This window comes from Kitasatospora sp. NPDC001660 (genome assembly GCF_053596725.1).
This window is the reverse complement of sequence record NZ_JBSFGU010000038.1, coordinates 1-23,795: the sequence shown is the minus strand read 5'-3', so window position 1 is coordinate 23,795 and position 23,795 is coordinate 1. Positions and strand designations below refer to the sequence as shown.

16 protein-coding genes, 1 tRNA gene, 2 pseudogenes and 1 riboswitch are annotated in these 23,795 nt (G+C 75.4%); of the genes and pseudogenes, 8 read left to right on the top strand and 11 right to left on the bottom strand.

Annotated features, from left to right (window positions below; translation table 11 throughout):
- Positions 1-20: 20 nt before the first annotated feature.
- Both ACWCXH_RS30140 and ACWCXH_RS30135 read right to left on the bottom strand, forming a co-directional pair.
- Positions 21-848 carry an alpha/beta fold hydrolase gene (locus tag ACWCXH_RS30140; protein ID WP_449804643.1) on the bottom strand — a complete coding sequence of 276 codons (828 nt, stop codon included), beginning with the start codon at positions 846-848 and terminating at the stop codon, positions 21-23.
- A 130-nt stretch (positions 849-978) separates the two neighbouring features.
- Positions 979-1,268 (bottom strand): annotated as a pseudogene (locus ACWCXH_RS30135) (YiaA/YiaB family inner membrane protein).
- Positions 1,269-1,521: 253 nt separating this feature from the next.
- Positions 1,522-1,680, top strand: a riboswitch (cyclic di-AMP (ydaO/yuaA leader).
- Positions 1,681-1,692: 12 nt separating this feature from the next.
- Between ACWCXH_RS30135 and ACWCXH_RS30130 the strand changes: the two are divergent.
- Positions 1,693-2,526, top strand: coding sequence for a M23 family metallopeptidase (locus ACWCXH_RS30130; RefSeq protein WP_449804642.1), 834 nt, complete (start codon positions 1,693-1,695; stop codon positions 2,524-2,526).
- 85 nt (positions 2,527-2,611) lie between these two features.
- Here ACWCXH_RS30130 and ACWCXH_RS30125 read toward each other — a convergent pair whose 3' ends face one another.
- The gene (locus ACWCXH_RS30125; RefSeq protein ID WP_449804641.1) at positions 2,612-3,487 is read right to left on the bottom strand and encodes a hypothetical protein; all 876 of its coding nucleotides are present in this window, start codon (positions 3,485-3,487) and stop codon (positions 2,612-2,614) included.
- A gap of 42 nt (positions 3,488-3,529) precedes the next feature.
- Here ACWCXH_RS30125 and ACWCXH_RS30120 point away from each other — a divergent pair, with 42 nt between their 5' ends.
- Both ACWCXH_RS30120 and ACWCXH_RS30115 read left to right on the top strand, forming a co-directional pair.
- Positions 3,530-4,108, top strand: coding sequence for a GNAT family N-acetyltransferase (locus tag ACWCXH_RS30120; RefSeq protein ID WP_449804640.1), 579 nt, complete (start codon positions 3,530-3,532; stop codon positions 4,106-4,108).
- A 111-nt stretch (positions 4,109-4,219) separates the two neighbouring features.
- Complete coding sequence (locus ACWCXH_RS30115; protein ID WP_449804639.1) at positions 4,220-4,990, top strand: sensor domain-containing protein; 771 nt, start codon at positions 4,220-4,222, stop codon at positions 4,988-4,990.
- Between the two features lie 75 nt (positions 4,991-5,065).
- Here the strand turns inward: ACWCXH_RS30115 and ACWCXH_RS30110 are convergent, their stop codons facing one another.
- From ACWCXH_RS30110 to ACWCXH_RS30085, 6 genes are all read right to left on the bottom strand, one after another.
- On the bottom strand, positions 5,066-6,181 hold the full coding sequence (locus ACWCXH_RS30110) for a hypothetical protein (RefSeq protein ID WP_449804638.1): 1,116 nt from the start codon (positions 6,179-6,181) through the stop codon (positions 5,066-5,068).
- Positions 6,182-6,746: 565 nt separating this feature from the next.
- Positions 6,747-6,820 (bottom strand) — tRNA-Met (locus tag ACWCXH_RS30105).
- Positions 6,821-6,870: 50 nt separating this feature from the next.
- The gene (locus ACWCXH_RS30100) at positions 6,871-8,151 is read right to left on the bottom strand and encodes a PrsW family intramembrane metalloprotease (protein WP_449804637.1); all 1,281 of its coding nucleotides are present in this window, start codon (positions 8,149-8,151) and stop codon (positions 6,871-6,873) included.
- Positions 8,152-8,265: 114 nt separating this feature from the next.
- Positions 8,266-9,096: a tRNA (guanosine(46)-N7)-methyltransferase TrmB gene (gene trmB / locus ACWCXH_RS30095; RefSeq protein WP_449804636.1), complete on the bottom strand. Its 831-nt coding sequence runs from the start codon at positions 9,094-9,096 to the stop codon at positions 8,266-8,268.
- Positions 9,097-9,212: 116 nt separating this feature from the next.
- Positions 9,213-10,448, bottom strand: a complete 1,236-nt coding sequence (lhgO, locus tag ACWCXH_RS30090; protein WP_449804635.1) for an L-2-hydroxyglutarate oxidase — start codon at positions 10,446-10,448, stop codon at positions 9,213-9,215.
- A 175-nt stretch (positions 10,449-10,623) separates the two neighbouring features.
- Positions 10,624-12,051: an MFS transporter gene (locus ACWCXH_RS30085; protein WP_449804634.1), complete on the bottom strand. Its 1,428-nt coding sequence runs from the start codon at positions 12,049-12,051 to the stop codon at positions 10,624-10,626.
- Positions 12,052-12,824: 773 nt separating this feature from the next.
- On the opposite strand from ACWCXH_RS30085, the gene ACWCXH_RS30080 reads away from it, so the two are divergent.
- The 3 genes from ACWCXH_RS30080 to ACWCXH_RS30070 all read left to right on the top strand — a co-directional run bounded on the left by ACWCXH_RS30080 (position 12,825) and on the right by ACWCXH_RS30070 (position 16,493).
- Positions 12,825-14,957, top strand: coding sequence for an asparagine synthase-related protein (locus ACWCXH_RS30080; RefSeq protein ID WP_449804633.1), 2,133 nt, complete (start codon positions 12,825-12,827; stop codon positions 14,955-14,957).
- A 204-nt stretch (positions 14,958-15,161) separates the two neighbouring features.
- Positions 15,162-15,683, top strand: a complete 522-nt coding sequence (locus ACWCXH_RS30075) for a universal stress protein (RefSeq protein WP_449804632.1) — start codon at positions 15,162-15,164, stop codon at positions 15,681-15,683.
- A gap of 105 nt (positions 15,684-15,788) precedes the next feature.
- A complete protein-coding gene (locus tag ACWCXH_RS30070) occupies positions 15,789-16,493 on the top strand; it encodes a DsbA family oxidoreductase (protein ID WP_449804631.1) in 705 nt (234 codons plus the stop codon).
- Positions 16,494-16,525: 32 nt separating this feature from the next.
- On the opposite strand, the gene ACWCXH_RS30065 is transcribed toward ACWCXH_RS30070, so the two are convergent.
- Both ACWCXH_RS30065 and ACWCXH_RS30060 read right to left on the bottom strand, forming a co-directional pair.
- Positions 16,526-18,892, bottom strand: coding sequence for a sigma-70 family RNA polymerase sigma factor (locus ACWCXH_RS30065; RefSeq protein WP_449804630.1), 2,367 nt, complete (start codon positions 18,890-18,892; stop codon positions 16,526-16,528).
- A 391-nt stretch (positions 18,893-19,283) separates the two neighbouring features.
- Positions 19,284-20,150 carry a TetR/AcrR family transcriptional regulator gene (locus tag ACWCXH_RS30060; RefSeq protein WP_449804629.1) on the bottom strand — a complete coding sequence of 289 codons (867 nt, stop codon included), beginning with the start codon at positions 20,148-20,150 and terminating at the stop codon, positions 19,284-19,286.
- A gap of 573 nt (positions 20,151-20,723) precedes the next feature.
- Here ACWCXH_RS30060 and ACWCXH_RS30055 point away from each other — a divergent pair.
- Both ACWCXH_RS30055 and ACWCXH_RS30050 read left to right on the top strand, forming a co-directional pair.
- Positions 20,724-22,091, top strand: coding sequence for an NAD(P)/FAD-dependent oxidoreductase (locus ACWCXH_RS30055; protein WP_449804689.1), 1,368 nt, complete (start codon positions 20,724-20,726; stop codon positions 22,089-22,091).
- A 147-nt stretch (positions 22,092-22,238) separates the two neighbouring features.
- Positions 22,239-23,570, top strand: a pseudogene (locus ACWCXH_RS30050) (PP2C family protein-serine/threonine phosphatase); the annotation flags it as partial.
- Positions 23,571-23,795: the final 225 nt, after the last annotated feature.

Sequence of the window (23,795 nt, the reverse complement as noted above, 5' to 3'; positions counted from 1 at the left end):
TACGGTCGGGCGATCGGGGGTCAGGCGATCTCGGCGAGGAAGGGCAGCAGGGCGTCGGCGACGGCCCGCGGGTTGTCGGCCATCGGGTAGTGCCCCGACCCCTCGATCATCGCCTTCCGCGCGCCCAGCGCCGCGACCTGCCGGTCGGCGACGACCTCCGGCTTCGGGAAGTCGGGGTCCTTGGCGCCCATGACGACGAGCGCCGGGCACCGCACCGCGGCCGTCCAGCCGACCGGCGCCGAGTCGCCGCGGACGTGTCCGCGGGTGGCGGGCTTCCGGCCGGGGGTGCGCAGCGAGTCGACGAGCCCGTTCACGTACGCGTCGAAGTCGGCCGGCTTGGCGCCCGGGTAGGCGAGCTTGCGGTGGTAGAAGCCCCAGAACGCGGGCCAGTGGATGACCACCGTCCCCATGGCGTGGACGATGCCGCGCATGAGGGCGTTCTGCGGCAGGTTCTCGATGAAGGCGTCGATCAGGACGATCCCGGCGACCCGCTCGGGCGCGTCCCCGGCGACCTTGACGACCGTCGCCCCGGTGTAGGAGCTGCCGGCCAGGACGGCGCGCTCGATGCCGAGGTGGTCGAGCAGGGCGAGGACGTCGGGGGCGATCGCGCCCGGCTCGTAGTCGTCCCAGGCGATCGACGACTCGCCGAAGCCGCGCAGGTCCATGGTGATGACGCGGTGGCCGGCGGCGGTGAGCAGTGGGACGAGGTACCGGTACGCGTGCCGGGTGTCGAGCATTCCGGGGAGGAGGACGACCGGGGCGCCTTCGCCTTGCCGGGTGTCGTCGAAGGCGATCCGGCCGCCGGGAACGTCGAGGTACTGGGTGCTCGGGGTGATGGTGCCGTTCATGGTGGGCCTCCTCGGTCCGCTGCTGCGGTGGCATCGGCGGTACCGCCGATAGCCATAAAGCTAAGGCTAATAGCCATAGCCGTCAAGCTATCCGCGCGATGCCGGCGCGATGCCCCGCGGCGACGGGCCCTCAGACCCCCTCGACCTTGAACGGGTCGTGCTCGCTGAGCAGCTTCTCCAGCCGGGCCTGGTCCACTCGGGTGACGATCTCGGCCGACTCCTGCCGGTCCCGGACGACCTTGGCGAGCGTGAAGGCGGAGGTGACGGTGTAGAGCAGGCCGACCCCGAGGAAGGCCCGGGTCCAGGCCCCGACCGGCAGGTAGGCGATCCCGATGGCGAGGGCGGGCCCGACAGGGCGAAGGAGAGTACGGCCTGGACGTAGTACGCGGCCGTGGTGCGTGACTGCATCGGTGCGTTCATGGCGTCAGGATGGCGGCGGCCCGGCCGGTCGCACATGAGTAGAAGTACTCAGATGGGGCCGCCCGGGCCGCCGTTCGTCGGCGTCCAATCACGTTAAGTAGTGTCAGGGACGGGCAGTAGCCGCAAAACGTTCATAGGGCACAAGTCGCCCGCCCGGTCGTCGGCCGTCCCAGGCGGATGGCTTGGAATCAGAGCCTCCTGGGATTAACGTTTGATAACGCAGCGCGGTCGAAACGCCGTACCCAGACGGCACCGTGCGCCGTCGCCTAATCCCGCCGGCCGGCCTCCGGGCAGGCCAGGGAGCCGGGGAACCACGTTCCTTGGGGTGAATCGGCGGGGCCCCGGCCCGGCCGTAGGAGACCTTCCTGCTCCGAACCCGTCAGCTAACCCGGTAGGCGCGAAGGAAGGAAAGGAGCGCGCCTCCGTGGCGTCGACGCACACCCCGGCACAGCCCGCCGGCCCCGCTGCCGGTACCCAGCTCCTCGACCACCCCCGCCCGGCCGAGGACGAGTTCCCGGCCCCGGAGGCCGAGGCCAACCGCCACCGGATGCCGCGTCAGACCCGTGGAGCCTCCCCGCTGCTCGGCGTCACCGCCGTCGCCGCCACCCTGGGTGCCACCGGGTTCGCCTCCGCCACCCCGGCCGCCGCGCCCGCCATCGAGGCCCCGGACGAGACCCCGGTCGGCCTCTCCGCCGACCCCGGCCTCGCGCTCGCCGCACGCATCCAGCAGCAGGCCGACAGCCAGCGCACCGCCGCCGAGGAGGGCGCCCGCGTGCAGGCCGCCCAGGAGGCACAGGCGAAGGCCGCCGTCAAGGAGGCCGAGGCCAAGAAGGCCGCCGCCGAGGCCGAGAAGGCCAAGGCCGCCGCCCTCACCCTGCCGGTGCGCGACTACAGCCTCTCCGCCCACTACGGCCAGAGCGCCCGCTACTGGGCCCACCTGCACACCGGCCTGGACTTCGCCGCCGACACCGGCACCGCGGTCTACGCGGTCGGCCAGGGCACCGTCACCTCGGCCGGCTGGTCCGGCGCGTACGGCTACCGGATCGTCGAGACCCTGCCCGACGGCACCGAGATCTGGTACTGCCACCTCTCCTCGATCATCAAGGGCTCCGGCCAGGTCGCCTCCGGCCAGCAGATCGGCAAGGTCGGCGCCACCGGCAACGTCACCGGCCCGCACCTGCACCTGGAGGTCCGCCCCGGCGGCGGGGCCCCGGTCGACCCGGAGCCCTGGCTCCAGCAGCACGGCCTCAACCCCTGAGCTCCTGCACCGGGTTTCCGGCGAAACGAAGAGCGGACGAAGGCCCCGACCGCGCAAGGTCGGGGCCTTTTCGCAGCCTTTGGCGTCACTCCTCCTGCGGCAACTGCGCCAGGTACGCGTCGATCTCCGCCTGCCCCGGCTCCGGCGCGAGCTCCGGGAACTCCTCGACCAGCAGCCGCGGCAGTCCCGGCACCGTCCACTCGCCGTACAGCGCGAGCGCCGCCTGCGTCGCCGCGTCCTCGAACTCCCCGAATTCCCCGGCCAGTTCGGCCGGCATCGGCCGCCCCAGCGCGGTCAGCTCGGCCAGATTGCGGTAGCTGCGCCGCATCAGGCCCTGCTCCAGCAGCCGCCGCGCGCCGTCCGTGGCCATGCCGACCGAGAGGACCCGGCCCGGGCCCCAGCCCCGCTCGTCCGGCTCGTCCAGCCACCCGGCCTCCGCCAGCGCGGCGAACGCGGCCAGCCGCTCCTCCTCCGCCAGTTCCAGGAACCCGGCCAGCCAGTCCCGCACCGCCGCCTCGTCCGCGACGTCCACCCCGTGCGCACGCAGCAGCACCGCGTAGAGCCGGGGCCAGGTCACCAGGTCGGCCCGGCGCAGCAGCCCGGCCGCGACCTCGCCCTGCCACTCGGCCTCGGCGTGCAGCCGCTCCTGCCGCTTGGCGTTGAGCCGCTTCGCCGCCCGCTGGTGGTCGATCAGCAGCCGTACGGCCGCGCCGTACGCCAGCGGGTCCTCCTCGGGCGCGGGCTGGACGTACAGGTGGAGCCGCTCGTACAGCAGGTGCTCCACCGCGTCCGAGGTCAGTTCGGGCCAGCCGTCGCGCATCCTGCCCTCGCCCAGCTCCAGCAGCGCCAGCACCGCGCGCACCGGCGCCTCGGCCACCGGGGTGCGGCCCTCCGCCGCCGCCCAGGCGAGCAGGTCGGCGGCCATGGTGCGCGGGGCGAGCTGCAGGTCTTCGTCGTTCATAGCCCGAACGGTAACCGCTGCCCGGGGATAGGGTCGGCAGCCATGGTCCCCGTACGACTCACCGGCCCCCGGCTGGCCATCCGCGAGTACCACCACACCCCGGAAGACCTGGACGCGCTGTACGCGCTGTACGGCGACCCCGAGGTCACCCGGTACCTCCCGTTCGAACCGCACGACCGGGAGACCTGCGCCGACCAGCTCGCCCTCTACCTGGAGGAGGCGATGGAGGAGGAGCGCGACACCTACCGGCTCGCCGTCACCCGGCGCGCCGACGCCGACGACCCGGCGGACGCCACGCCGATCGCCCACGCTTCCCTCACCCTCGGCGAGTACCGATCGGCCTGCCTCGGCTACGTGCTGAGCCGCGACGTGTGGGGGCTCGGCTACGCGAGCGAGATCGTCCGGCTGCTGTGCGAGCTCTCCTTCGACCACCTCGGCCTGCACCGCCTGGCGGCCCGCGTCGACGTCGACAACGCGGCCTCCGCCAAGGTGCTCGCGAAGCTCGGCTTCCAGCTGGAGGGGCGGGTCCGGCACGACCTGTTCAAGGGCGGTGTCTGGTCCGACTCGTACCTCTACTCGCTCCTCGCCGACGAGTGGCGAGCCGCACGCGCGGAGGGGTGAGGGGGGTTAACCCCACCCCCGATCCGCCAGGTCTCCGGATGCCGCCGCCCCGCCCCGTTCGACAAAGATGAGATCGTCAGCACGGGAACGGGACAGACAGGGGGCGGGGACATGAGCAGCAGCTTCACCACGCACGACCGCGAGTGGGACTTCCTCGACGGCCTCGACGGCGGCAGCGGCCCCGGCGACGGCCTCGCCGAAGGCCGACGCCCCGCCCGGGTCCGCCGCACCGAGGAGCCGCCGCCGTTCTGGCGGGCGCCGTTCTCCGCGTACCACTACCGCGAGGTCGGCTACGTGCTCACCGGCCTGCCGGTCGCGCTCGTGGGCTTCGCCGTCGCCGTCGTCCTCTTCTCGTTCGGTGCCGGCACCTTCGTGACCGTCCTCGGCCTGCCCGTGCTGGCCGGGCTGACCGTCGTCGCCCGCGGTTTCGGCCGGCTGGAGCGCTCCCGGGCCCGGGGCATGCTCGCCCTGGACGTGCCCGGGCCGGCGCCGGTGCGCCGGGTCCGGCCGGGCACCTGGGGGGCGATCACCGCGCGGCTGGCGGACACGGCCGGCTGGAGGGGCGTGCTGTACCAGGTGGTGATGTTCCCGTGGGCGGTGTTCAGCTTCGTGATGACGCTGGTGTTCCTGCTGCTCGGCTGGACCATGGCGCTCTACCCGCTCTACCACTGGGTCTACTCGACCTTCACCCCGTGGCCGGGCCTCCGGCTGTACGACTACACGGACGGCAAGGGCGTCGAGCACGTCTACTACATCGAGGGCGCCGGGCAGGTCGCGGGGCTGTCGGTGGTCGGCCTGGTGATCGTCTTCCTCACCGCGCAGCTGGTCCGCGGCCTGACCAACGTCAACCGGGCCGCCGTCCAGGGCCTGTGCGGCCGCTGAGCCGGCTGCGCCGACCGCCCCGCTCGCGCCGGGGCCGAGACGCCCCCGGGAGCAGCCCGAACTGCACTTCGCCGTCTAGGAGTTCCGCTCCGGAGCGGCGGGCTGCGGAACCGGTACGGGAGCCGCCGCCTGCTGCTGCGGGGCCGCCGTCGCCTCCAGCCGGGACAGTATCTTCTCCGCCAGCCAGCTCCGGTCCGAGCCGTACGGAATGCCGTCCGGCAGCACCAGCTGCCCCGCCACCGCGTCCCGCAGCCGCTGCGCCTCGGCGCCGGGCAGCCGGGAGAGCAGGCCCCGCGCGGCCAGCAGCGCGTGGTACTGCTCGAAGCCCGAGCGCGGGTGCTCGATCGCGTCCAGCACGCTCGACAGGTCGGCCAGCGCCGGATCACCCTGCATCAGCGCGAGCGCCTGGATCCGCCGGCCCTGCGAACCGTCCGCGTACAGGTCCCGCACCTGGTCGGCGGTGAGCGCCGAGCGGCGCGCGGTCGAGCGGACCTCGGCCACCACGCCGTCCGGCCCGGACGCCGGCGACGCCGCGGACGGCGGCAGCTGCGCGGCCAGCGCGCTCGGCCGGTCCGCGCTACCGCCGAGCAGCCCGAGCTGCTGCATCGCCCGCACCCGCAGGTCGTCCGCGCCCACCTTGTCGCCGTGCCGGTCGCGGTCCTGCCCGGCCAGGAAGAGGTCCAGCGCCTGGTCCGCGTCGGTCAGCACCTGGGGCAGCGCGAGCCTGGTCACCAGCCAGCCGGCCAGGAAGCCGAAGACCAGGAAGTACAGCACCAGCGCCGCCGCGAACGGCACCGCCGCGTCCTCCCCGCCCAGCGCGGGCGCCAGCGCCGTCCCGAGCCGGTGCAGCCGCTCGCCGAGCGACCCGAGCTGGGTCAGCCCGACACCGAGCAGCACCTTGGTCAGCCAGTCCGACACCTGCTCCAGGTTGGTGTTCGGCGCGTACGAGCCCTGCGGCTCACCGGAGCCGTTCCGCACCCGCGGCACCCCGAACAGGAATCCCAGCCCGCCGCCGACCACCGACGACGCCCCGGCGATCACCAGCCCGCCGCCGAGCGCCTGCCAGGCGTGGGCCCGGCCGAGCGAGAACAGCAGCAGCCCGAGCAGCCCCGTCCCGAACAGGACGGCCGCCGCTGCCCGCTGCGCCGTCCGCAGGGCCGCCGTGCCGGCCCGCCGCCGCGCCTTCGCCATCGCGTACCCCCTGTGCCCGCGCCGCTCCGCTCCGAAATCCGGGCCGACTCTAGCGCCGCGGCCCCACCACGGAAACGTCCAGGGAGTCCCATGGTGACGACGGCCGCCCCCGAAAAGCAGACGGCCCGTGGGCTGCTCCTCCGCGCCGGCCCGTGCACTGGCCAGGCGCCGAGGCACCGGGGATGTACCGGTGAGCCCACGGGCCGGGTGACTGCTGTGGATTTCGCCTGCCGGGAGCCTCAGGGCTCCACCCTGCGCAGGCAGGGGCGGCTCTAGCGAGCAGCCACCTCACGCATCCTGATGGTACTCAACTCAGGATCACCTCCTTTCAGTGTGTGGCCACTGTAGGCAGCACTCCGACGGGAGGGCAACGGATTATTCGACCCTTGGTCGACTCGTGGACCTGAGCGCCGTTCGGGCCGCCGGGGCCAGTGCCTCCTCGGCCTGCTGCTCGGTCTCCCCTGCGCTGAGCCTGCCGGTTTCCGGCTCCGGCACCACGGCCGCGCCTGGTCGGGAAACGCGAAAGGCCCGGAGGACGGATCCTCCGGGCCTTTCGGCTACTGAGTAGCGGGGACAGGATTTGAACCTGCGACCTCTGGGTTATGAGCCCAGCGAGCTACCGAGCTGCTCCACCCCGCGTCGGTGAACACAACAATACGTGGAAGTCGCCCGGATGGGAAATCCGTTCTTCACCGCAGCTCCGCGGAGCGTTTCCGGCCCCGCGCCGCGTGCCGGACGCTCCGGGATCTGGCCCAGGCGGCGAAGCCGACCAGCGCGCCGAAGCAGGGCACCATCAGCACCCCGTACACCAACAGGAACCCGTGCGTGCCGAGGTCGGCGGCGGCGTTCCAGACGCCGTGCAGGGCCATCGCCAGCAGCAGCCCGACCGGCGCGGCGGTCCGGGCCAGCCAGCGGCGGCGGGTGGTGAGCGCGAGCGCCACGCCGAGACCGGTCAGCGCGGTGAACAGCGGGTGGGCGAACGGGGAGAGCAGGCCGCGCAGGACGAAGGTCTGCACGGTGCTGTCGAAGTCGCGCAGGCTGGGCTGCTCGCCGAGGCCGATGCTGTCCAGCCGCTGCTGCTGGTCGCTGGTGAAGGCGCGGCCGAGGTAGAGGGCGTTCTCGGTGAACGCGAACCCGCACGCGGCCATCCCGCCGAGGACCACCCCGGCGGCCAGCGTGCGCGGCCGGGACCGCGGGGTCCGGCCCTGTCCGGCCGAGCCGCCGGACGGCGGGGCGGGCCGCAGGTACGGCAGGGGGCGCAGGCGCGGGCGCGGCCCCAGCTGCTTCCGGGCGTGCGGCGCGGGGGCCCGGCGCGCGTACGGCCGGGGGCTGCAGGGGCTCGGCGGACGGCGCAGCAGCGGCGCGCAGGGGCGCCCGTCCCGCAGGCCGCGGCAGCGGAGGCGCCGGCCGAGCGGTAGCAGGAGGACGAGCAGTGCGGCGCCCTTGGCGGTCTCCTCGATCACCGGGGTGACGACACCGGCGCCCAGCAGCTCGCCGAGCGGGCCCTGGTGGGCGGCGAGGTGGCTGCTGGTCCAGTTGTTGGCGAGGATCGCGACGGTGGTCGCGGCGCACGCGCCCCAGCCGAGGCAGAACACGGCGTGCCGCAGCGGCACCCGGGCGGTCAGGTTGAGCCAGGCCAGGCCGCCGAGCACGAACGGCAGCGGCACCATCGCGAGCCCGAGGCCGACCAGCAGCCCGGTCGTGCCGGTCTGCCGCCGGACCAGCTGCAGGATCAGCACCCCGCACCCGCCCAGCGTGAGCACGGCGGTCGCGGTGAGGGAGGAGAGCGCGAGCGAGCGGCTGCGTGGGGGAGTCGCCGGGGACGGGCCCGGCCAGGGCAGGAGCCGGTGGGCCCGGCGCTTCCGCGGCCCCGGGATCGTCCGGGTGCCGCCGGTGCGCTGAGCCGTCTGCGGTGCGTCGGCGGCGGCCCGGGCGGTGGACCGGAACCGGCCGCCCGACGGGCTGCTCACCCGGCACAGGGTAGGCCACGGTGCGGGCCCGGAGGGAGGACTCGGGACGAATCGTCCGCGTCGCGCCGGGCCCGTCGACCGTGGCGGCCGGGCCGTTCGAACGGCCCGGACGGTTCAGCGGCGGCGGAACAGCAGGTCGTGGACCACGTGCCCCTTGGCGATGCCGGCCCGCTCGAACTTGGTGACCGGCCGCCACTCGGGCCGCGGCGCGTACCCGGGGACGCTGCCGTCCGGGTGGTCGGCGGGCTCCAGCCAGCCGGTGCCGTCACCCTCGGGGTGCAGGTTCTCCAGCTCCGGCGCCGCGGTCAGTACGGCGAGCATCTGTTCGGCGTACGGCTCCCAGTCGGTGGCGCAGTGCACCAGGGCGCCCGGGGCGAGGCGGGGCAGGACGAGGTCGAGGAAGGACGGCTGGATCAGCCGGCGCTTGTGGTGCTTGGGCTTGGGCCACGGGTCGGCGAAGTAGACCCGCAGGCCGGCCAGCGAGGCGTCCGGCAGCATGTCGCGCAGCAGGATGACGGCGTCTCCGGCGGCGAGCCGGACGTTCCGGGAGCCGTCGCGCTCCAGCAGGCCGAGCAGGTTGCCGTGGCCGGGGGTGTGGACGTCGGCGGCGAGGATGCCCATCGCCGGGTCGGCGGCGGCCATCGTGGCGGTGGTCTCGCCCATGCCGAAGCCGATCTCCAGGGTGACCGGCAGTTCGCCGAACAGCTCGTGCAGGTCGAGCGGGCTGCCGTCGATGGGTATGCCGTAGGTCTCCCAGCTGCGGTCCAGCGCGCCCGCCTGGGCGTTGGTCATCCGCCCCCGGCGCGGCTGGAAGCTGCGGATGCGCCGCTCGCGGTGCTGGGCCTCGGTCGCCTTGTGCGGGTACATCGGCGCGGGGTAGCCGGCTGGCGCGGCGGACAGGCGGGCGGACGGCGATTGCTGGGGGATGGGGGCGGTGGCAGTCACAGTCCCCCGAGTCTACGGGGCCGCGAGGGGCGGCCGGCGGGGCGTGTGACGCGGCTCATCCGCCCGTCCCCGGCGTGGTTCATCCGTCCGCGCCCGGTGCCTGTTCCCGGTGCCGTTCATCCACCCGCCTCCAGTGCGGCCAGCACCCGGCGGGCCACCTCCCGGCCGATCGGCAGCGAGGCCGTCGCGGCGGGGGAGGGGGCGTTGAGGACGTGCACCAGGCGGCGCGGGGAGCGCGGGTCGGCCGGGTCGAAGCCGGCGAAGGCGAAGTCGTCCAGCAGCGAGCCGTCCCGGGCCACGGCCTGCGCGCGCACGCCGGCGGCGGTCGGTACCAGGTCGTCGGCGGTCACCGCGGGCAGCAGCCGCTGGACGGCGGAGGTGAACGCCCGCTTGGACAGCGAGCGGTGCAGTTCGCCCACCTCGTACCGCCAGTGCCGCCGGAGGATCCGCCAGGTGCCGGGGAAGGCCAGTGTCCCGGCCAGGTCGCGCGGGCGGACCGTCCGCCAGTCGTACCCCTCGCGGGCCAGTGCGGGCACGGCGTTCGGGCCGACGTGGATGTCCCCGTGGATGCCCCGGGTGAGGTGCACGCCGAGGAAGGGGAACGCCGGGTCGGGCACGGGGTAGACCAGGCCGCGCACCAACTCCCTTCGCTCCTTGGCGAGTTCGTAGTACTCGCCGCGGAACGGCACGATCCGCAGGCCCGGGTCGTCGCCCGCCAGCCGGGCGATCCGGTCGCTGTGCAGCCCGGCGCAGTTCACCAGGACCCGGCAGCGCAGCTCACCGGCGGAGGTCTGCACCGTCACCCCGTCCGCCCGCCGGTCCACCGTCCGCAGCTCGCTGCCCGGCCGCAGCACCGCGCCGGCCTCCCGGGCCAGCCGGGCGTACGTCGTGGCGACGGCCGGGAAGTCGCAGATGCCGGTGGTGGCGACGTGCAGCCCGGCCAGGCCGGTGACCTCCGGTTCGTAGCGGGCGATCCCGGCCCGGTCCAGCTCGGTGACCGGGATGCCGTTCGCCCGCCCGCGCTCGGCCAGCGCCGCCAGGCGCGGCAGTTCGTCGGCGCGGGTGGCGACGACGAGCTTGCCGGTCACCTCGTGCGGGATCCCGTGCTCGCGGCAGAACCCGACCAGCTCGGCGGCGCCCGCCACGGCGAACCGCGCCTTGTACGAGCCGGGCCGGTAGTAGACGCCGCTGTGGATCACCCCGCTGTTGCGCCCGGTCTGGTGGGCGGCGAAGCCGGGCTCCTTCTCCAGCACCGCGAGCCGAAGCCCCGGCCGGGCCCGCGTCAGCGCGTACGCCGTGCCGAGCCCGACGATTCCGCCGCCCACCACCAGCACGTCGAAGTCGTACGTCACTGCCGCTCCTCGCAGTCCGCCCGGTCGGCCCCTGCCCGCCGCCGGGCGCAGGGGCCGAGTTCGTCGCCGATGTTGCCACGGCGGGCGGGAGGGGTCGAGGGTGCGTGGCCCCGGCGCGCGCGAGGCATTCGCGCCGGGGGCTCACGCGGGGCTTGCGCCAGGACGAGCCGGAGGCTCACGCCGGGGCGACGATCACCGCCCGGGCGCGCTCGGCCAGTTCGCGGACCCGCCGCTCACCCTGGAAGGGCTCCAGACGGCGCAGCATCTCGACCACGTACTCCCGGCTGCGCTGCGAGGAGATCCGGCCGGCCACCTCGACGGCGCGCTCGCCGGCGGCGACCGCGGCGTCCAGGTTGCCCGCCTCTGCCTCGGCCATCGCCGAGACGACGAGCCGCAGTCCGTGCGAGCGGACGAAGCCCTCGGTCGGCTTGGCCAGCGCCTCGCGGGTGAACTGCCGCACCTTGGAGGGCACTCCGAGGTCCCGGAAGCACTCGGCGGCGTCGGCGGCGAGGCGGTCGTAGGCGTAGAAGTCGATCCACGACGGATCCGGGTCACCGGCGCGCGCTCGTTCGAGTGCGCTCTCCGCCGCGCCGAGCGCCGTCGCACACGCCGCGGCATTGCGGGCTTTGGCCTGGGCCCGTGCCTCCACCAGGTGGAAGAAGCTCATCGTCCGGGCGGTGGCGAGGCCCCGGTTGCGCTCCAGGGCGGCCTGCGCGAGGTCCACCGCCTCCTCGGCGAAGCCGCGGTAGCCGGCCTGCAGGCTCATCGAGGCGAGCACGTAGCCGCCGAGCGGCACGTCGGCGGCGGCCCGGGCGAGGCGCAGGGCCTGGATGTAGTAGCGCTGGGCGGCCTCGTGCTGTCCGGTGTCGAACGCCATCCACCCCGCCAGCCTGGTGAGTTCGGCGGTCGCGCCGAACAGCGCCCGGCCCACCGCGTCGCTGTAGGAGGCGAGCAGCAGCGGCGCCGCCTCCACCCGCAGGCACTCCGGCACCATGGACGAACGCCAGTCCCCGCCGCCGTACTTGGAGTCCCAGCGGCGCGCCTCCTGGGCGGCCTCGCGGAGCTTGGCGGCGTCCGAGTGGCCGACCCGGTAGGGGGTCGACTCGCTCGCGGCGCGCGGCACGTCGCGGGCCACCGAACCGTCCGCCGGGTTGATCAGCCAGCGGGAGACGGGCGTCGCGTAGGCGGCGACCGAGAAGGTGCCGGCCAGGCTGTCGCTCCAGCGCCCGCCGCCGGGCCCGCGGCGCAGGTCGAGGTCGACCCGCCAGAGGTCGGTGGCCGAGCGGACCGCCTCGGCGACGTCCCGCGGGAAGGCCAGGCCGAGTTCGGGCGCCGGGTCGGTGTCGCCGAGGCCGATCTCCTCCAGCGGGACGGGCCGGCCGAGCTTGCCGCCGATGGCGGTGGCGATCAGGTGCGGGACGGGCCCCTGCGGGACCATGCCCTTGCCCACCCAACGGGCCACCGAGGTCTTGTCGTAGCGCAGCGTCAGTCCGCGCTGGGCGCCGAGGTCGTTGACCCGGCGGGCCAGCCCCGCGTTGCTGATCTGGGCGAGGGACAGGAGCGTGCCGAGCCGTTCGTTCGGTCCTCGTGGGCTGACGGTCATGGTGGCGGCGGCACCTCCTGCGGCCTTGTGCGCGGGGCCCGGGCGGCACCGGGCCGTAGCTGCTGTACCTAGAGTAGTCGGACGCGTTCCGACGGTTAAGAGGCCTCATTCCGGATGGCGGGATCGCGCACCCGGCGTCCCTGCACGGGGGGTTCGCGGGGCGAGGTCCGGACCGCCCGGAACGGGTCGGGGGTGCCGCGCGCCGGAGCGTCGTGCTCCGGTCCTGTGTTCACGTGCGCCCGGCCATGCCCCCTGGCCCGACCGGCGGCGCGGCGATTCGCTGGTGGTCGTGGGTCGGCCCGCCGTCGAGGACCCGGCGGGCCGGGGGATGCCGCCGCCTCAATCCCCGCGGGTGGCGGTGAAGTCCGGGAGGGCATGCGGATGCCCTCCCGGACTGGACGACGCCTTTCGGCCATCTCGCGATGCCCATGACAAAGGCGTCCTCGCGGGCGGTCCGGGCCACGGAGGGGGAGGCCCGGCCCGCCCGGCGGGAGACGGCGCCCACCGCCCACCGAACGGATCCGGCCGCATACCGGTGCCGGCGGCGCCGCCGCCCGAGGGGCGCGCCACCGCGGCCCGGGACCCGAACTCCCGCGGCGCGCAACCGGAACCGCCAACACCGGTCACCGCGGCGCCGACCGGTGGCACGATGTCTCCTGACGGCGCGCCGGAACGGACCGGGCAGCCGCCACGGCGCACGCCACGAGCCGGCCCGGGGCTGCCCGCCAGCGGACGTGCCGCACGGCGGCAGGTCCTCGTCCGGTGGAGGCGCGATGCGGTGGCTGACGGGCTGGAGCACGGGCGCTCCCCGCACGGGCGCGCCGGCGCACGAGGCGCTCGGGACGGTCGCGCCGATCGCCGCGCACGCCCTCTGGACCGGTCCCAACCCGCTCTGGGCGGTCGGCGACTGGCGCCCCGAGGAGATCCGCCTCGTCACCCTGCGCCCCGGCGCCCGCACCGCCGTCAGCACCGGCTTCGCCACCCCCGACCCCGTCGAGGACACCCCCGCCACCACCCGGCTCGCCGTCCTCGGCCACTGCGGCGCCACCGACGCCGAACTCGCCGCCGGCCTCGCCGCCGCCCGCGGCGGCGCCGTCCGCCACCTCACCGCCTGGCCCGGCAGCTACACCGTCGTGCTGCGCACCGGCACCCGCTCCACCCTCCTGCTCACCGATCTGGCCGGCGCCCAGCCGGTCTTCCACACCCCCTGGTGCGGCGGCACCGCGTACGCCACCGCCGCCCTCCCGCTCGCCGACCTGGTCGGCTCGCCCCTCGACACCGGCCACCTCGCCGCCCGGCTCGCCTGCCCGGAGTCGCCCGAGGCCCTCGGCACCGGCACCCCGTACCTCGGCGTCCAGCGGGTGCCGCCCGGCCACGTGCTCGCCGTCCGCGGCGGCCGGCCGTACCTCGACACCTACGACGAGTCCGGCGGCAGCGCCGACCAGCCGCGCGGCGAGGCGCCCGCGGTCCGTGAACTGACGCGCGCCCTGCTGGAATCCGTCCGCTCGCGGGTCCGCACCGCCGTGCCCGCCCCGCCCGGCAGCGGACGCGCCCGGCTCGGCGTCGACCTGTCGTACGGCACCGCGTCCGCGACCGTCGCGCTGCTCGCCGCCGCGGTGCCGCTGCCGCCCGCGCCCCCGGCCGGCACGCGGGAGCCCGTTCCGGCGGCGGGCGGCGCGCGGACCGGTGCGGTCAAGGGCTCCTGGGCCCGTACCGCCCTCCAGGGGCCCGCAGCCCCCGAGCGGTTGGCCGCCGTCACGCTCGGCGAGACCGAACCCCCGGCGACCCTCGCGCTCGCCCCCGACACCCCCCGGCTGCGGCACACCGTGCTCGACCCCGGCCCCGACGCCCTCCCGTACGCGAGCCTGCGCACCGACCCGCAGTCCGGACGGCTCACCGACGAGCCCGGCCCCGAACTCGTCGCCGCCGCCCGCGCCGAGGCCCGCTTCGACGCCGGCGGCACCGACCACCTCACCGGCTACGGCGCCCGCCAGGTCCTCGACGGCCACCCCGCCCGGCTCGCCGACCTCATCCGGGCCGGCCGGTCCCGCGAACTCCTGCCCCCGGTCGCCGCGTTGGCGGGCGTCGACCGCGCCGCCGCCGGCGTCCTCACGGGCGCGCTGCGCACCCCGCTCACCGTCGTCCGGGCCGCCCACCGGCTCTCCCGGATCCGTTACGCGGAGGCGCTCGACGACGCCGCGGCGAAGTTGACGGCCCGCCACGTCCCGGACGGCGGCGGTACGGCGGGCCACCGCTCGGCCGGCGACCTCGCCTGGTGCGTCCCGGGGCCGGCCGCCCGCTGGCTCTCCGACGACGCGCTCTCCGCGGTCGCGCTGCGGCTCCGCGTGGCGGCGCGCAGACCAGCGCCCGAGGAACATCCAGGCGCGCGACGGGCCCGGCACGCCCTTCATCGGCACGCGCGCTCCTTCCGCACGCTCGTCCACGCAGCCGAACAGCCCGGCCAGCGCCTCCACGCACCCTTCCTGGACAACCAGGTGGTCCGCGCCGCCCGCCTCCTCCCCGACGACGTCCGCCTCCAGCCCGGTGCCCGGCACGCCCTCCTGCACGCCGTCCTCACCGGCGCCGGCCGCACCGACCTCCCGCCCGACTGGGGCCGCGGCCCCCGCCCCGACCGCACCGCCCCCGCCCGCGCGGGCCTGCGCCTCGCCGCCGACGGCCTCGCCGAACTCTTCGACGCACCCCTCCTCGCCGAAGCCGGCCTCATCGACCTCCCCGCCGTCCGCGCCGGCCTCACCGACCCCGCCACCCTCCGCTCCCCCCAGGCCCTGGCCGGCCTCGCCGACCTGGTCTCCACCGAACTCTGGCTCCGCCGCCTCCGCGCCCGCCGCCACGGTGCCTGCTGGACCGGCCTCCCCCGCCCCACCCGCTCCGCCCTCACCCCATGACCCCACGTCCACCCACCCCGCCGCCCGCGGGAGCACGGCCCGGTCCGCTTGCCCCCTCGGCCCGGCGTCCGCCTGTCCTTGCCGCCGCCCCGGCGTGCGGCCCATCTCGCCGCCCCGCGCCGCGCGGCTCAGAGAGCTCCTGCGAGGGGCGAGTGATGATGGCGGGGTTGCATGGGGTCCGGGTCCGGGTGTGAGGAGGCGGTCGTGGTCGGGGTGAGTCGGGAGGAGCCGGTTCCGGTGGTGTTGTCGGTGCTCGGGCGGCCACCGGCGGGGCGGCCGCCGGGGGTGCTGGCGGCGTGTGACGGGTCGGACGGGTCGCTGTGGGCGCTGGACCGGGGGATGACGGAGGCGGAGCTGTTCGGGTTGCCGCTGTACGTCCTCGCCGTGGTCAATCCGGCGCCGGCCGGCTACCCGCCCGGGATGGCGGAGCTGGTGCAGGAGAGCGTGGAGACGCTGGTGGAGAGCATGGCGGACGGACTGCGCCGGTCCGTCGCCGCCGTGCAGCAGCAGCGTTCGCGCCCGTACGCCGGGGGGCTGTCGCTGCACGTGGTGCTCGGGAACGTGATCGAGGTGCTGCTGGAGGCGTCCACCCGCCAGCACACCCTCGTCGTCGGCACCCGCGGCAACGGCGGCTTCAACCGCCTGCTCCTCGGTTCGGTGAGCACGGCCGCCGTCCACCACGCCGCCTGCCCGGTCCTGGTGGTGCCCGCACCGCCCCAGGGCTGAGGGCCCAGGGCTGACAGCCCTGGGCCCGAAGGCGCCGGGAATGTCCCGAGATGGTTCATCGTTCACCTATCTCGTCAGACGCCCCCCACCCCTGGAGCCCCCGTCATGAAGGTCGAGATCTACTCCGACATCGCCTGCCCCTGGTGCTACATCGGCAAGCGCCGCTTCGAGCAGGCGCTGGACGGTTTCGCGGGCAGGGATGACGTCGAGGTGGTCTACCGGCCGTACCAGCTGGTCCCGGACGCTCCGGCGACGCCGAGCCCGCACCGCGAGTGGCTGGCCGAGCGCTACGGCCCGCAGTCCGTCGCCATGGACGCACGGGTCGCCGAGCTGGGCCGCGCCGAGGGCATCACGTACGACTTCGACGCCGCGCTGCACGCGAACACCTTCCTCGGCCACCGCCTCCTGCACCTCGCGGAGACGGAGTACGGCGCCGCCGCCCAGGGCCGGCTGAAGGAGGCGCTGCTCAGGGCGCACTTCACCGACGGCGTCGACGTCGGCGACCGCGCCGCGCTGACGGACATCGCGGTGGCGACGGGCCTGGACCGCGAGCGCGTGACGGCCTACCTCGCGGGCGACGAGGGCACCGCCGAGGTGCGCGCGCAGCTGGCGCAGGCCCGGGAGCTGGGCATCACCGCCGTCCCGACGTTCGTGTTCGAGGGCAAGTGGGCGGTGCAGGGCGGCCAGGAGGCCGAGACCTTCCGGCAGGTTCTGGAGCAGGTGGCCGCCGAGACCGGCGAGCGAAAGCCGGCGCCCGCCCAGGTCGCCCCGGCCGGGGAGGCCTGCGCGGACGGCTCCTGCGCGATCTGACGGCCTCGGCCGTCAAACCCCCGAGGCCCGTTTCACGCGCACCTGAAGCGGGCCCGCGCCCAGTCGGCCACGTTCAGCGCCGACCAGATCCCGTGCACCGGCGTGACGACCAGCCGGACCGACGTCTGCCCGGCGAGGGGCACGTGCACCGGCACCGCGTCGTCCCCCGCCGCGAGCACGGGGGAGCGCCACAGGGTGCTGCCGTCGCCGCCCTGTACCGAGAAGACGACGCCACCGGGCGAGACCGTCACGTCGTCCACGCCGACGACGGCGTCGAAGGACGTGCAGGCGCGGTCGAGGTCGACCTGTGTGGTGGCGGGGGTGTGCACGGTGAGGGCGTGCGGGTGGTACTCGCCGCCGATCCAGGCGCCGCCGCGCTGCCAGAACCAGTCGCTGCCCTTCTGCCGGATGGCCGGCTCGGGCGGCGGCACCCGGTCGCTGCCGGGCTTGCGGACGGGCAGCGAGTCGGCCCAGAAGTCGGTGCGTGCGGGCGGGGTCGGCGGGGTGACGGTCGGGGTCGGCACCGGGGGAACGGTCGGCGTGGGGACGGGCGGAACCTCGGGCGTCGGCACGACCGGCGTGGCCGGCGTCGGCACGTCGGGTGGCGTGGTGGCCGGACGGGTGTGCGTGGGCGCCGAGACCGGCGCGCCGGTGGCCGCAGGCGGTTGCGTGGTCTTGCGCGCCGGGCTCGGGGTGGGCGTCGGCGCCAGCGTCGGCTGGGGGGAGGGGCTGGTCGCCGGGTCGGGCGTGGACAAGGGCGGCGGCGCAGGCGTGGCGCTGCTCGACGCTGGTGCCGGCGCCACGGGTGCGGGCACCTTCGGGGCCGGGGCGGCCGGGGAAGCGGTCGCGGTGGGCGCCGCGACCGGCGGCGCGGGCTCGGGCGAGCCGATGAGCGCGTAGGTGGCGACGGCGGCCGCGGCCACCGCGGCGGCAGCGGCGATGCCGGCCTTGGCGGCGGCGCCGAGGGCCTCCCCGGCTACTGCGCCGACACCGGACCCGCTCCCGCCGGCGGCACCCCCGGCGCCGGCCGCACCGGCACCGGTCGCACCTGCGGTGGACCCCGCGGTGGACCCCGCAGTGGACCCCGCCACCGACCCCGTCGATCCCGCCGTCGCCGCAGCCGTCCCGGCCGCGGCGCCACCGACCGCGGCGGCACCGCCCACCGCGGCCGCGGCGGCACCGAACCCGCCGACCCCGACCCAGACGAGCACCCCACCGGGCAGCAGCGCGCGTAGACCGATGTTGATCTCGGACAGTTCGAGGTAGGCCGCGGTGCAGCGGTCGCACTCCCTGAGGTGCCGTCCGACGTCCGCCGAGGCCCGCTTGCGCAGCGAGCCGCGCGCGTACGCGCCGAGCCGGTTGGCGTACGCCTCGCACGCGCTGTCCCGGCTGCCGGAGAGGTGCGCCTGGAGGAACGCGGCGGCGAGCCGGTCGCGGGCCCGGTGGGCCTGGACGGCAGTGGCGTTGGCGGTCTTGCCGAGCATCACCGCGACGGTCTTCGGGGACTCGCGCTCGACCTCGGTGTGCCAGAGCACGACCCGGTCGTCCTCGGGGAGTTCGGCGTACGCCTGCATGACCATGCGCTGGTCGGCCATGGCCATCGCCCAGGCGTCGGCGCCCGGGTCGGCCAGGTCGAAGTCGACGGCGGCGGCCGAGGTCTGGGCGAACACGCCGAAGTCGTCGACGAGTTGCTCGCGCCGCTCGCTGCGGGTCCAGGCCGCGGCCACGTTGCGTACGGCGGTCAGCAGGTAGGCACGGACGGCGAACTCGGGGCCCTTGCCCGCCCTGAGCGCCTGCAGGGTGCGGGCGAACACCTCGCCGGTGAGGTCCTCGGCGGTGAAGCTGTCCCGGCAGCAGGTGCGCGCGTAGCGGCGGACGGGGTCGGCGTGCCGGCGGTAGATCTCCTCGTACGCGGTGTCGTCGCCGGACCGCACCCGGGCGGTCAACTCGGAGTCGGAGGGCGGGCGCTCGCCGTCCACCGGGTCGGCGGGGGCGGGCACCGTGGGGCGGGCGGGGCGGCCGCCGCCGACGACGAACGCCTCGGGGGCGACGCCGCCGCGGCCGGCGGGCGCCTGACCGGGCACCCGGCCCGGCGGGAGGGCGGCGGAGGCGGACAGCGACTCGCGGCTGGGCATCCCGGCCTGGTCGGGGACGTGGCCGGTGGCCGGACTCGCGGCCGATCCCGGTGCGCCGCCGGGCACTTGGCCGGGCACTTGGCCGGGCACACCGGAGGACGGTGCGCCGGGCAGCCCCGAGGACGACGCGCCGGACCCCTCCGGCAGGCCGCCGGACGGACCGTCGGACGGATTGCCGGGCACGCCGTCGGGCAGACCGGAGCGGCCGTCAGCGCGGCCGAAGTCGAGGCCGTATCCGTAGTCGTTCTGTTCCTCGGCGCTCACAACGGACCCCAGACTCCACGACAGCCCCTGTGGCGTGGCAGAGCACGTGGGCGTGCGTGGGTGCACGGTTCCCCGTCGTACGGCGCCGACGGCGTTCGAACGGCGCGCATCGGGACATTGGCTCCAACCACGGGCAAAGGATGGCATAGCGCAGAGACGGGCGGTAGCCGGACCGGCCGGTACCCACTCTTCCGAGGGGACGTCGCGGACGTGTTCGCCCAGCGCGCGGCAGCCGGTTGTGCGACGCCCGTACCCGGCGCGCGTCCAGTGCTCGCACGCCGGTTCCTCGTCCAACGCCCTTGCCGGTCACGGCAGCCGGCCGTGCGGGTCGGATCCCCGGGCGGCACCCCGGGTCACCGGGCCCGGTGGACGCGAACCCGCCCGCGGGCCGTCAGCGCGCCCGCAGGCCGTCCAGCAGGATCTGCAGCAGCCGGTCCGACGGTCCGGACACCGCGTGCCCCTCCGCCTGCGGCCCGACGGCCACGACGCCCGGCACCCCGGCCGCCGCCGTCCGCGCCGCGTGCACCGGTACCGACGCGGTCAGCACCAGGACGACGTCCGCCACCGTGACGCCCGGCCGCAGTTCGCCCGCCGCGCCCGCCCGGGCCACCAGGGCGGCCAACAGCTGGAGCAGCAGCCGCGGATCGGCGTCCGCCGCCGTCGCCCCGCCCGCCGCCCGCGCCTCGTCGCCCTGCAGGTCGTACCGGGCCGCGACGGCGTGTTCGGACAGCCGCTGTTCGGGCACCCGGCCCAGCTCCTCCGCGTACCGGAACGCCTCCGGCGGCAGCAGCCGCCCGGCGCCGGTGCCCACCGCGCGTGCCAGGTACCCGGCCAGCGCCTCCCAGGCACCGCCGCCGCCGTACAGCGACTCACGCGCCTGTGCGGTCAGCCAGGCGACCTCCTCAGCGGCGATCCGCTGGACCAGCACCTCCTTGCTCGGGAAGCGCCGGTACACCGTGCCGACGCCGACCCCGGCCCGGCGGGCGACCTCCTCCATCGGGGCGCCGTACCCGAACTCGCCGAACACCTCCCGGGCGGCGCGCAGCACGCTCTCCAGGTTCCGCCGCGCGTCCACCCGCAGCCGGGCGCCCGGCACGGTGGCCTGCGAGGGCTCCGCCCGGTACGGCACGCCGGCGTACGAGACCGCCGACACCCCGTGCTGCGGCGGCAGTTCCACCGGGCCGCGCTGCTCCGGCACCGTGCCTTGGCCGACGTGCGGTGCACCCGCCCGTCCCAACACCTGTTCCTGCTCCATCATCTCAACTCTCCCCCGCAGGCGTCCGAACCCGGACCCTGTCGTCGCCCGCCCCTGCACCCCCCGGTGCAGCTCAGTCCGTCAGAAGTGACCTGATGACCCATTGCTCGTGCCGCCCGTCCCGTTCCGGTGACCACGGTCGTGCCACCGGGCCGGTCCACGCGTCCGGTTCGGTGCGTCGGCACCGCCCGGGGCCTTGTCCGGGAACTACCCTTCCCCGGATGACTGTCCCGCAGTCGGGTTCTCGCGCCAACGCTGGAACTGGCCGTAGTGGCCGCTCCACGGTGCGTCGCCGCCGATTGTCATGGCGGTGGCCGCTCCGGCACACAATCCGACCATAGTTCACGGCTCTCCGAAGCCGAAAGTGCGTCAGAAAGTCTCCCTGGCGGCACAACTGGCCACACCCGCCACTCGCGCCGTATCCAGCCCCGTACGGACTGTGGACAAGACGGCACGCCTCGGTCCTTCATAGGGGGGCGCGTCGGGGGCGGACCCCCGAACGGGGAACGGCCCCGGCTCGACGGCCGGGACAAAACGCCACACGAACGCGACACCGTCAGGAGGTGCACCATCAGGATCCTGATCGCCGGAGGCGGCTGCGCCGGGATGGCCACCGCGCTGCACCTCCAGCGCGGCCTGCGCGAACGGCTGCGCCGGGGCGAGGCGGAGATCACCGTCGTCGAGCCCCAGGCCTACCTCACGTACCACCCGCTGCTCGCCGAGGTGGCGGCCGGTTCGATCGACCCCCGGCACGTGGTCGTCCCGCTGCGCCGGGCCCTGCCGGACTGCCGGGTGCTCACCGCCAGGATCACCCGGATCGAACACACCGGCCGCCGGGCCCTCGCCGACGCCGCGGCCCCCGGGGAGACCCCCGCGCCGCTCGAACTCCCGTACGACGTACTGGTGGTGGCGCCCGGCTCGGTCTCCCGGACGGCCCCCGTGCCCGGCCTCGCCGAGCACGGCCTCGGCTTCTCGACCGTCGCCGAGGCGGTCGGCCTGCGCAACCACGTCCTCGAACAGCTCGACCTCGCGTCCGCCACCCGCGACCCCGCCCTGCGCCAGTCGGCCCTCACCTTCGTCTTCGTCGGCGCCGGCTACGCGGGCGTCGGCGCGCTCGCCGAGCTGGAGGACATGGCCCGGTACGCGGTGCGCGGCTACCACAACGTCGCTCCGGAAGACCTGCGCTGGGTGCTGGTCGAGGCCACCGACCGGATCCTCGCCGAGGAGTCGCCCGAACTCGCCGCGCACACCCTCGGACAGCTGCGCGAACGCGGCGTCGACATCCGGCTGCGCACCACGCTGGAGTCCGCGGCCGGCCAGGTCGTCGCGCTCTCCGACGGCAGCCGCTTCGCCGCCCGCACGCTGATCTGGACGGCCGGGCTCCGCCCGTCCCCGCTCCTGCGCGACACCGACCTGCCGCTGGACACCGACGGCCGGGTCCGCTGCCTGCCCACCCTCCAGGTCGTCGGCCCGGACGGACGCGCGCTGCCCGGCGTCTGGGCGGCCGGCGACTGCGCGGCCGTGCCCGACCCGCACGCGGACGGCGCCCCCTGCGCGCCCAACGTCCAGCACGCCTTCGCCCAGGCCGAACTGCTCGCGCGGAACATCGCCGTCGCCCTGGACGGCGGCCCGCACTCGCCCGCCCTCGCCGAGTACCGGCCCGGTCCGGTCGCCTGTTCGACCTCACTCGGCCTGCGCCGCGCCGTCGCCCGCACCAGGCGCGGCGGGCGGCTCACCGGACGCCGGGCCTGGTGGCTGCACCGCGCCCGACACCTGCGCCGGCTGCCGAGCGCGGACCGACGGGTGCGGGTGCTGATGGACTGGGTGCTGGGCGGGCTGTTCTCCCGGGAAGTGGTGTCGCTCGGAACGCCGGAACACCCGCGTTCTGAGTTCGAGGCGGGGTTCGGACCGCGCCCCGAGCACGGGCCGGACGCCCCGGCGTGACCGACCGGACGGCCACGCCGGACACGCGCGACTTCCGGAATCGGGCCTCCGCCTGACAGGATCAGCCTCAACCGAGTCATTACCCCGTGTGTTGATGTGCACACAAAAAGTGATGATATGACTGGAAACCGAGGAAGCGGCCGTCGTTTGAACCTCATGCGCTGGAGCGCCCGGCTCACCGGAGTCCCCTGGCGTGCCGCCCCGCAGACCGCGGTCGGCACGGAGGACGGCGTGCCCTCCGGCGACGTCGTGGTCCCCGGCCCGCGCGACCCGACCAGCCTCGCCACCGCGGCCGAACTCCTCGACCCGCACAAACCCCAGCACCTGCGCGAGGTCCTCAACCGCATCCCCGCCCCCGTCGCCGTCACCTACGGCCCGCTGCACCAGCTCGCCTACGCCAACCGCGCCTACCGCGAACTCTTCGGCGACCGCCCCACCGGCCTGCCCGCGTGCGAGGCCCTGCCCGAACTCGGCACCCTCGGCGTCCTGCCGCTCATGGACCAGGTCATCCGCGGCGGCCGGCCCCGCAGCGTCAAGGCGCGCTGCATCCTCGGCCTCACCGGCAACCGCTACTACAACGTCTCCTGCGTCCCGCTCGGCACCGGCGACACCCGCGACACCCGCGACACCCCGACCGACGGCCCGCCCACCGGCGTCCTCATCTTCGCCGCCGAGGTCACCGACCAGGTCCTCGCCGCCGCCCGGCTCCGCGAGGCCGAACGCCGCCAGCGCGAGGCCGCCGTCACCCTCCAGCGCAGCCTGCTCCCACAGAAACTCGACCAGCCCGCGGACCTCCGCGTCGCCGCCACCTACCAGCCCGGCGGCGCCGAGGCGGCGGTCGGCGGCGACTGGTACGACGTCATCGCCGTCGGCGGCGGACGCACCGCGCTCGTCATCGGCGACGTGATGGGCCGCGGCCTGCGCGCCGCCGCCGTGATGGGCCAGCTGCGCACCGCCGTCCGCGCGTACGCCCGCCTCGACCTCCCGCCGCACGAGGTGATGCGCCTGCTCGACGGCCTCGCCATGGAGATCGACGCCAACCAGATCGCCACCTGCACCTACGCCGTCTGGGACCCGCGGCGCCACACCCTCTCCTACGCCTCCGCCGGCCACCTCCCGATGCTCCTGCGCTGCCCCGACGGAACCATCCTGCGCAGCGAGGAACAGAACGGCCCGCCCCTCGGCACCGGCGGCGGCCTGCACGTCTCGCACACGCTGCGCCTCCTGCCCGGGACGACCGGCGTCCTCTATACGGACGGCCTCGTCGAACGCCGCGACGAGGACATCGACCAGGGCCTCGACCTCCTCGCCCGCACCCTCACCGGCGCGATCGGCGCACCCGAGGTGATCTGCGCCCGCCTGCTCCGGGCGATGGGCGTGACCTCGGAGCACGACGACGACGTGGCCGTCCTGGCGTTCCAGCTGCCGGCCGACGAGACCGCCGAGGAGGCCCCCGAGGAGCGGGAACCCGCGCTTGACTCGGCCTCCCGAGAGGTCTAATGTTCTTCGAGCTGCCTGGCAGGGAGCACCGGACACGCGTCGGCGCGGACGGTCCCGGGGCAGCCAATCCTCTGAAACACCACTTCCCGGTTCGGGCTGGGTCGCGACCTGTCGCGGCTCGGTGCGTATTCGGCGTGCACGTTTTATTGGATTGCGGCTGGATTCGCTTTTCGGAGCGGGGATCGGCTAGAGTTTGAAACGTCG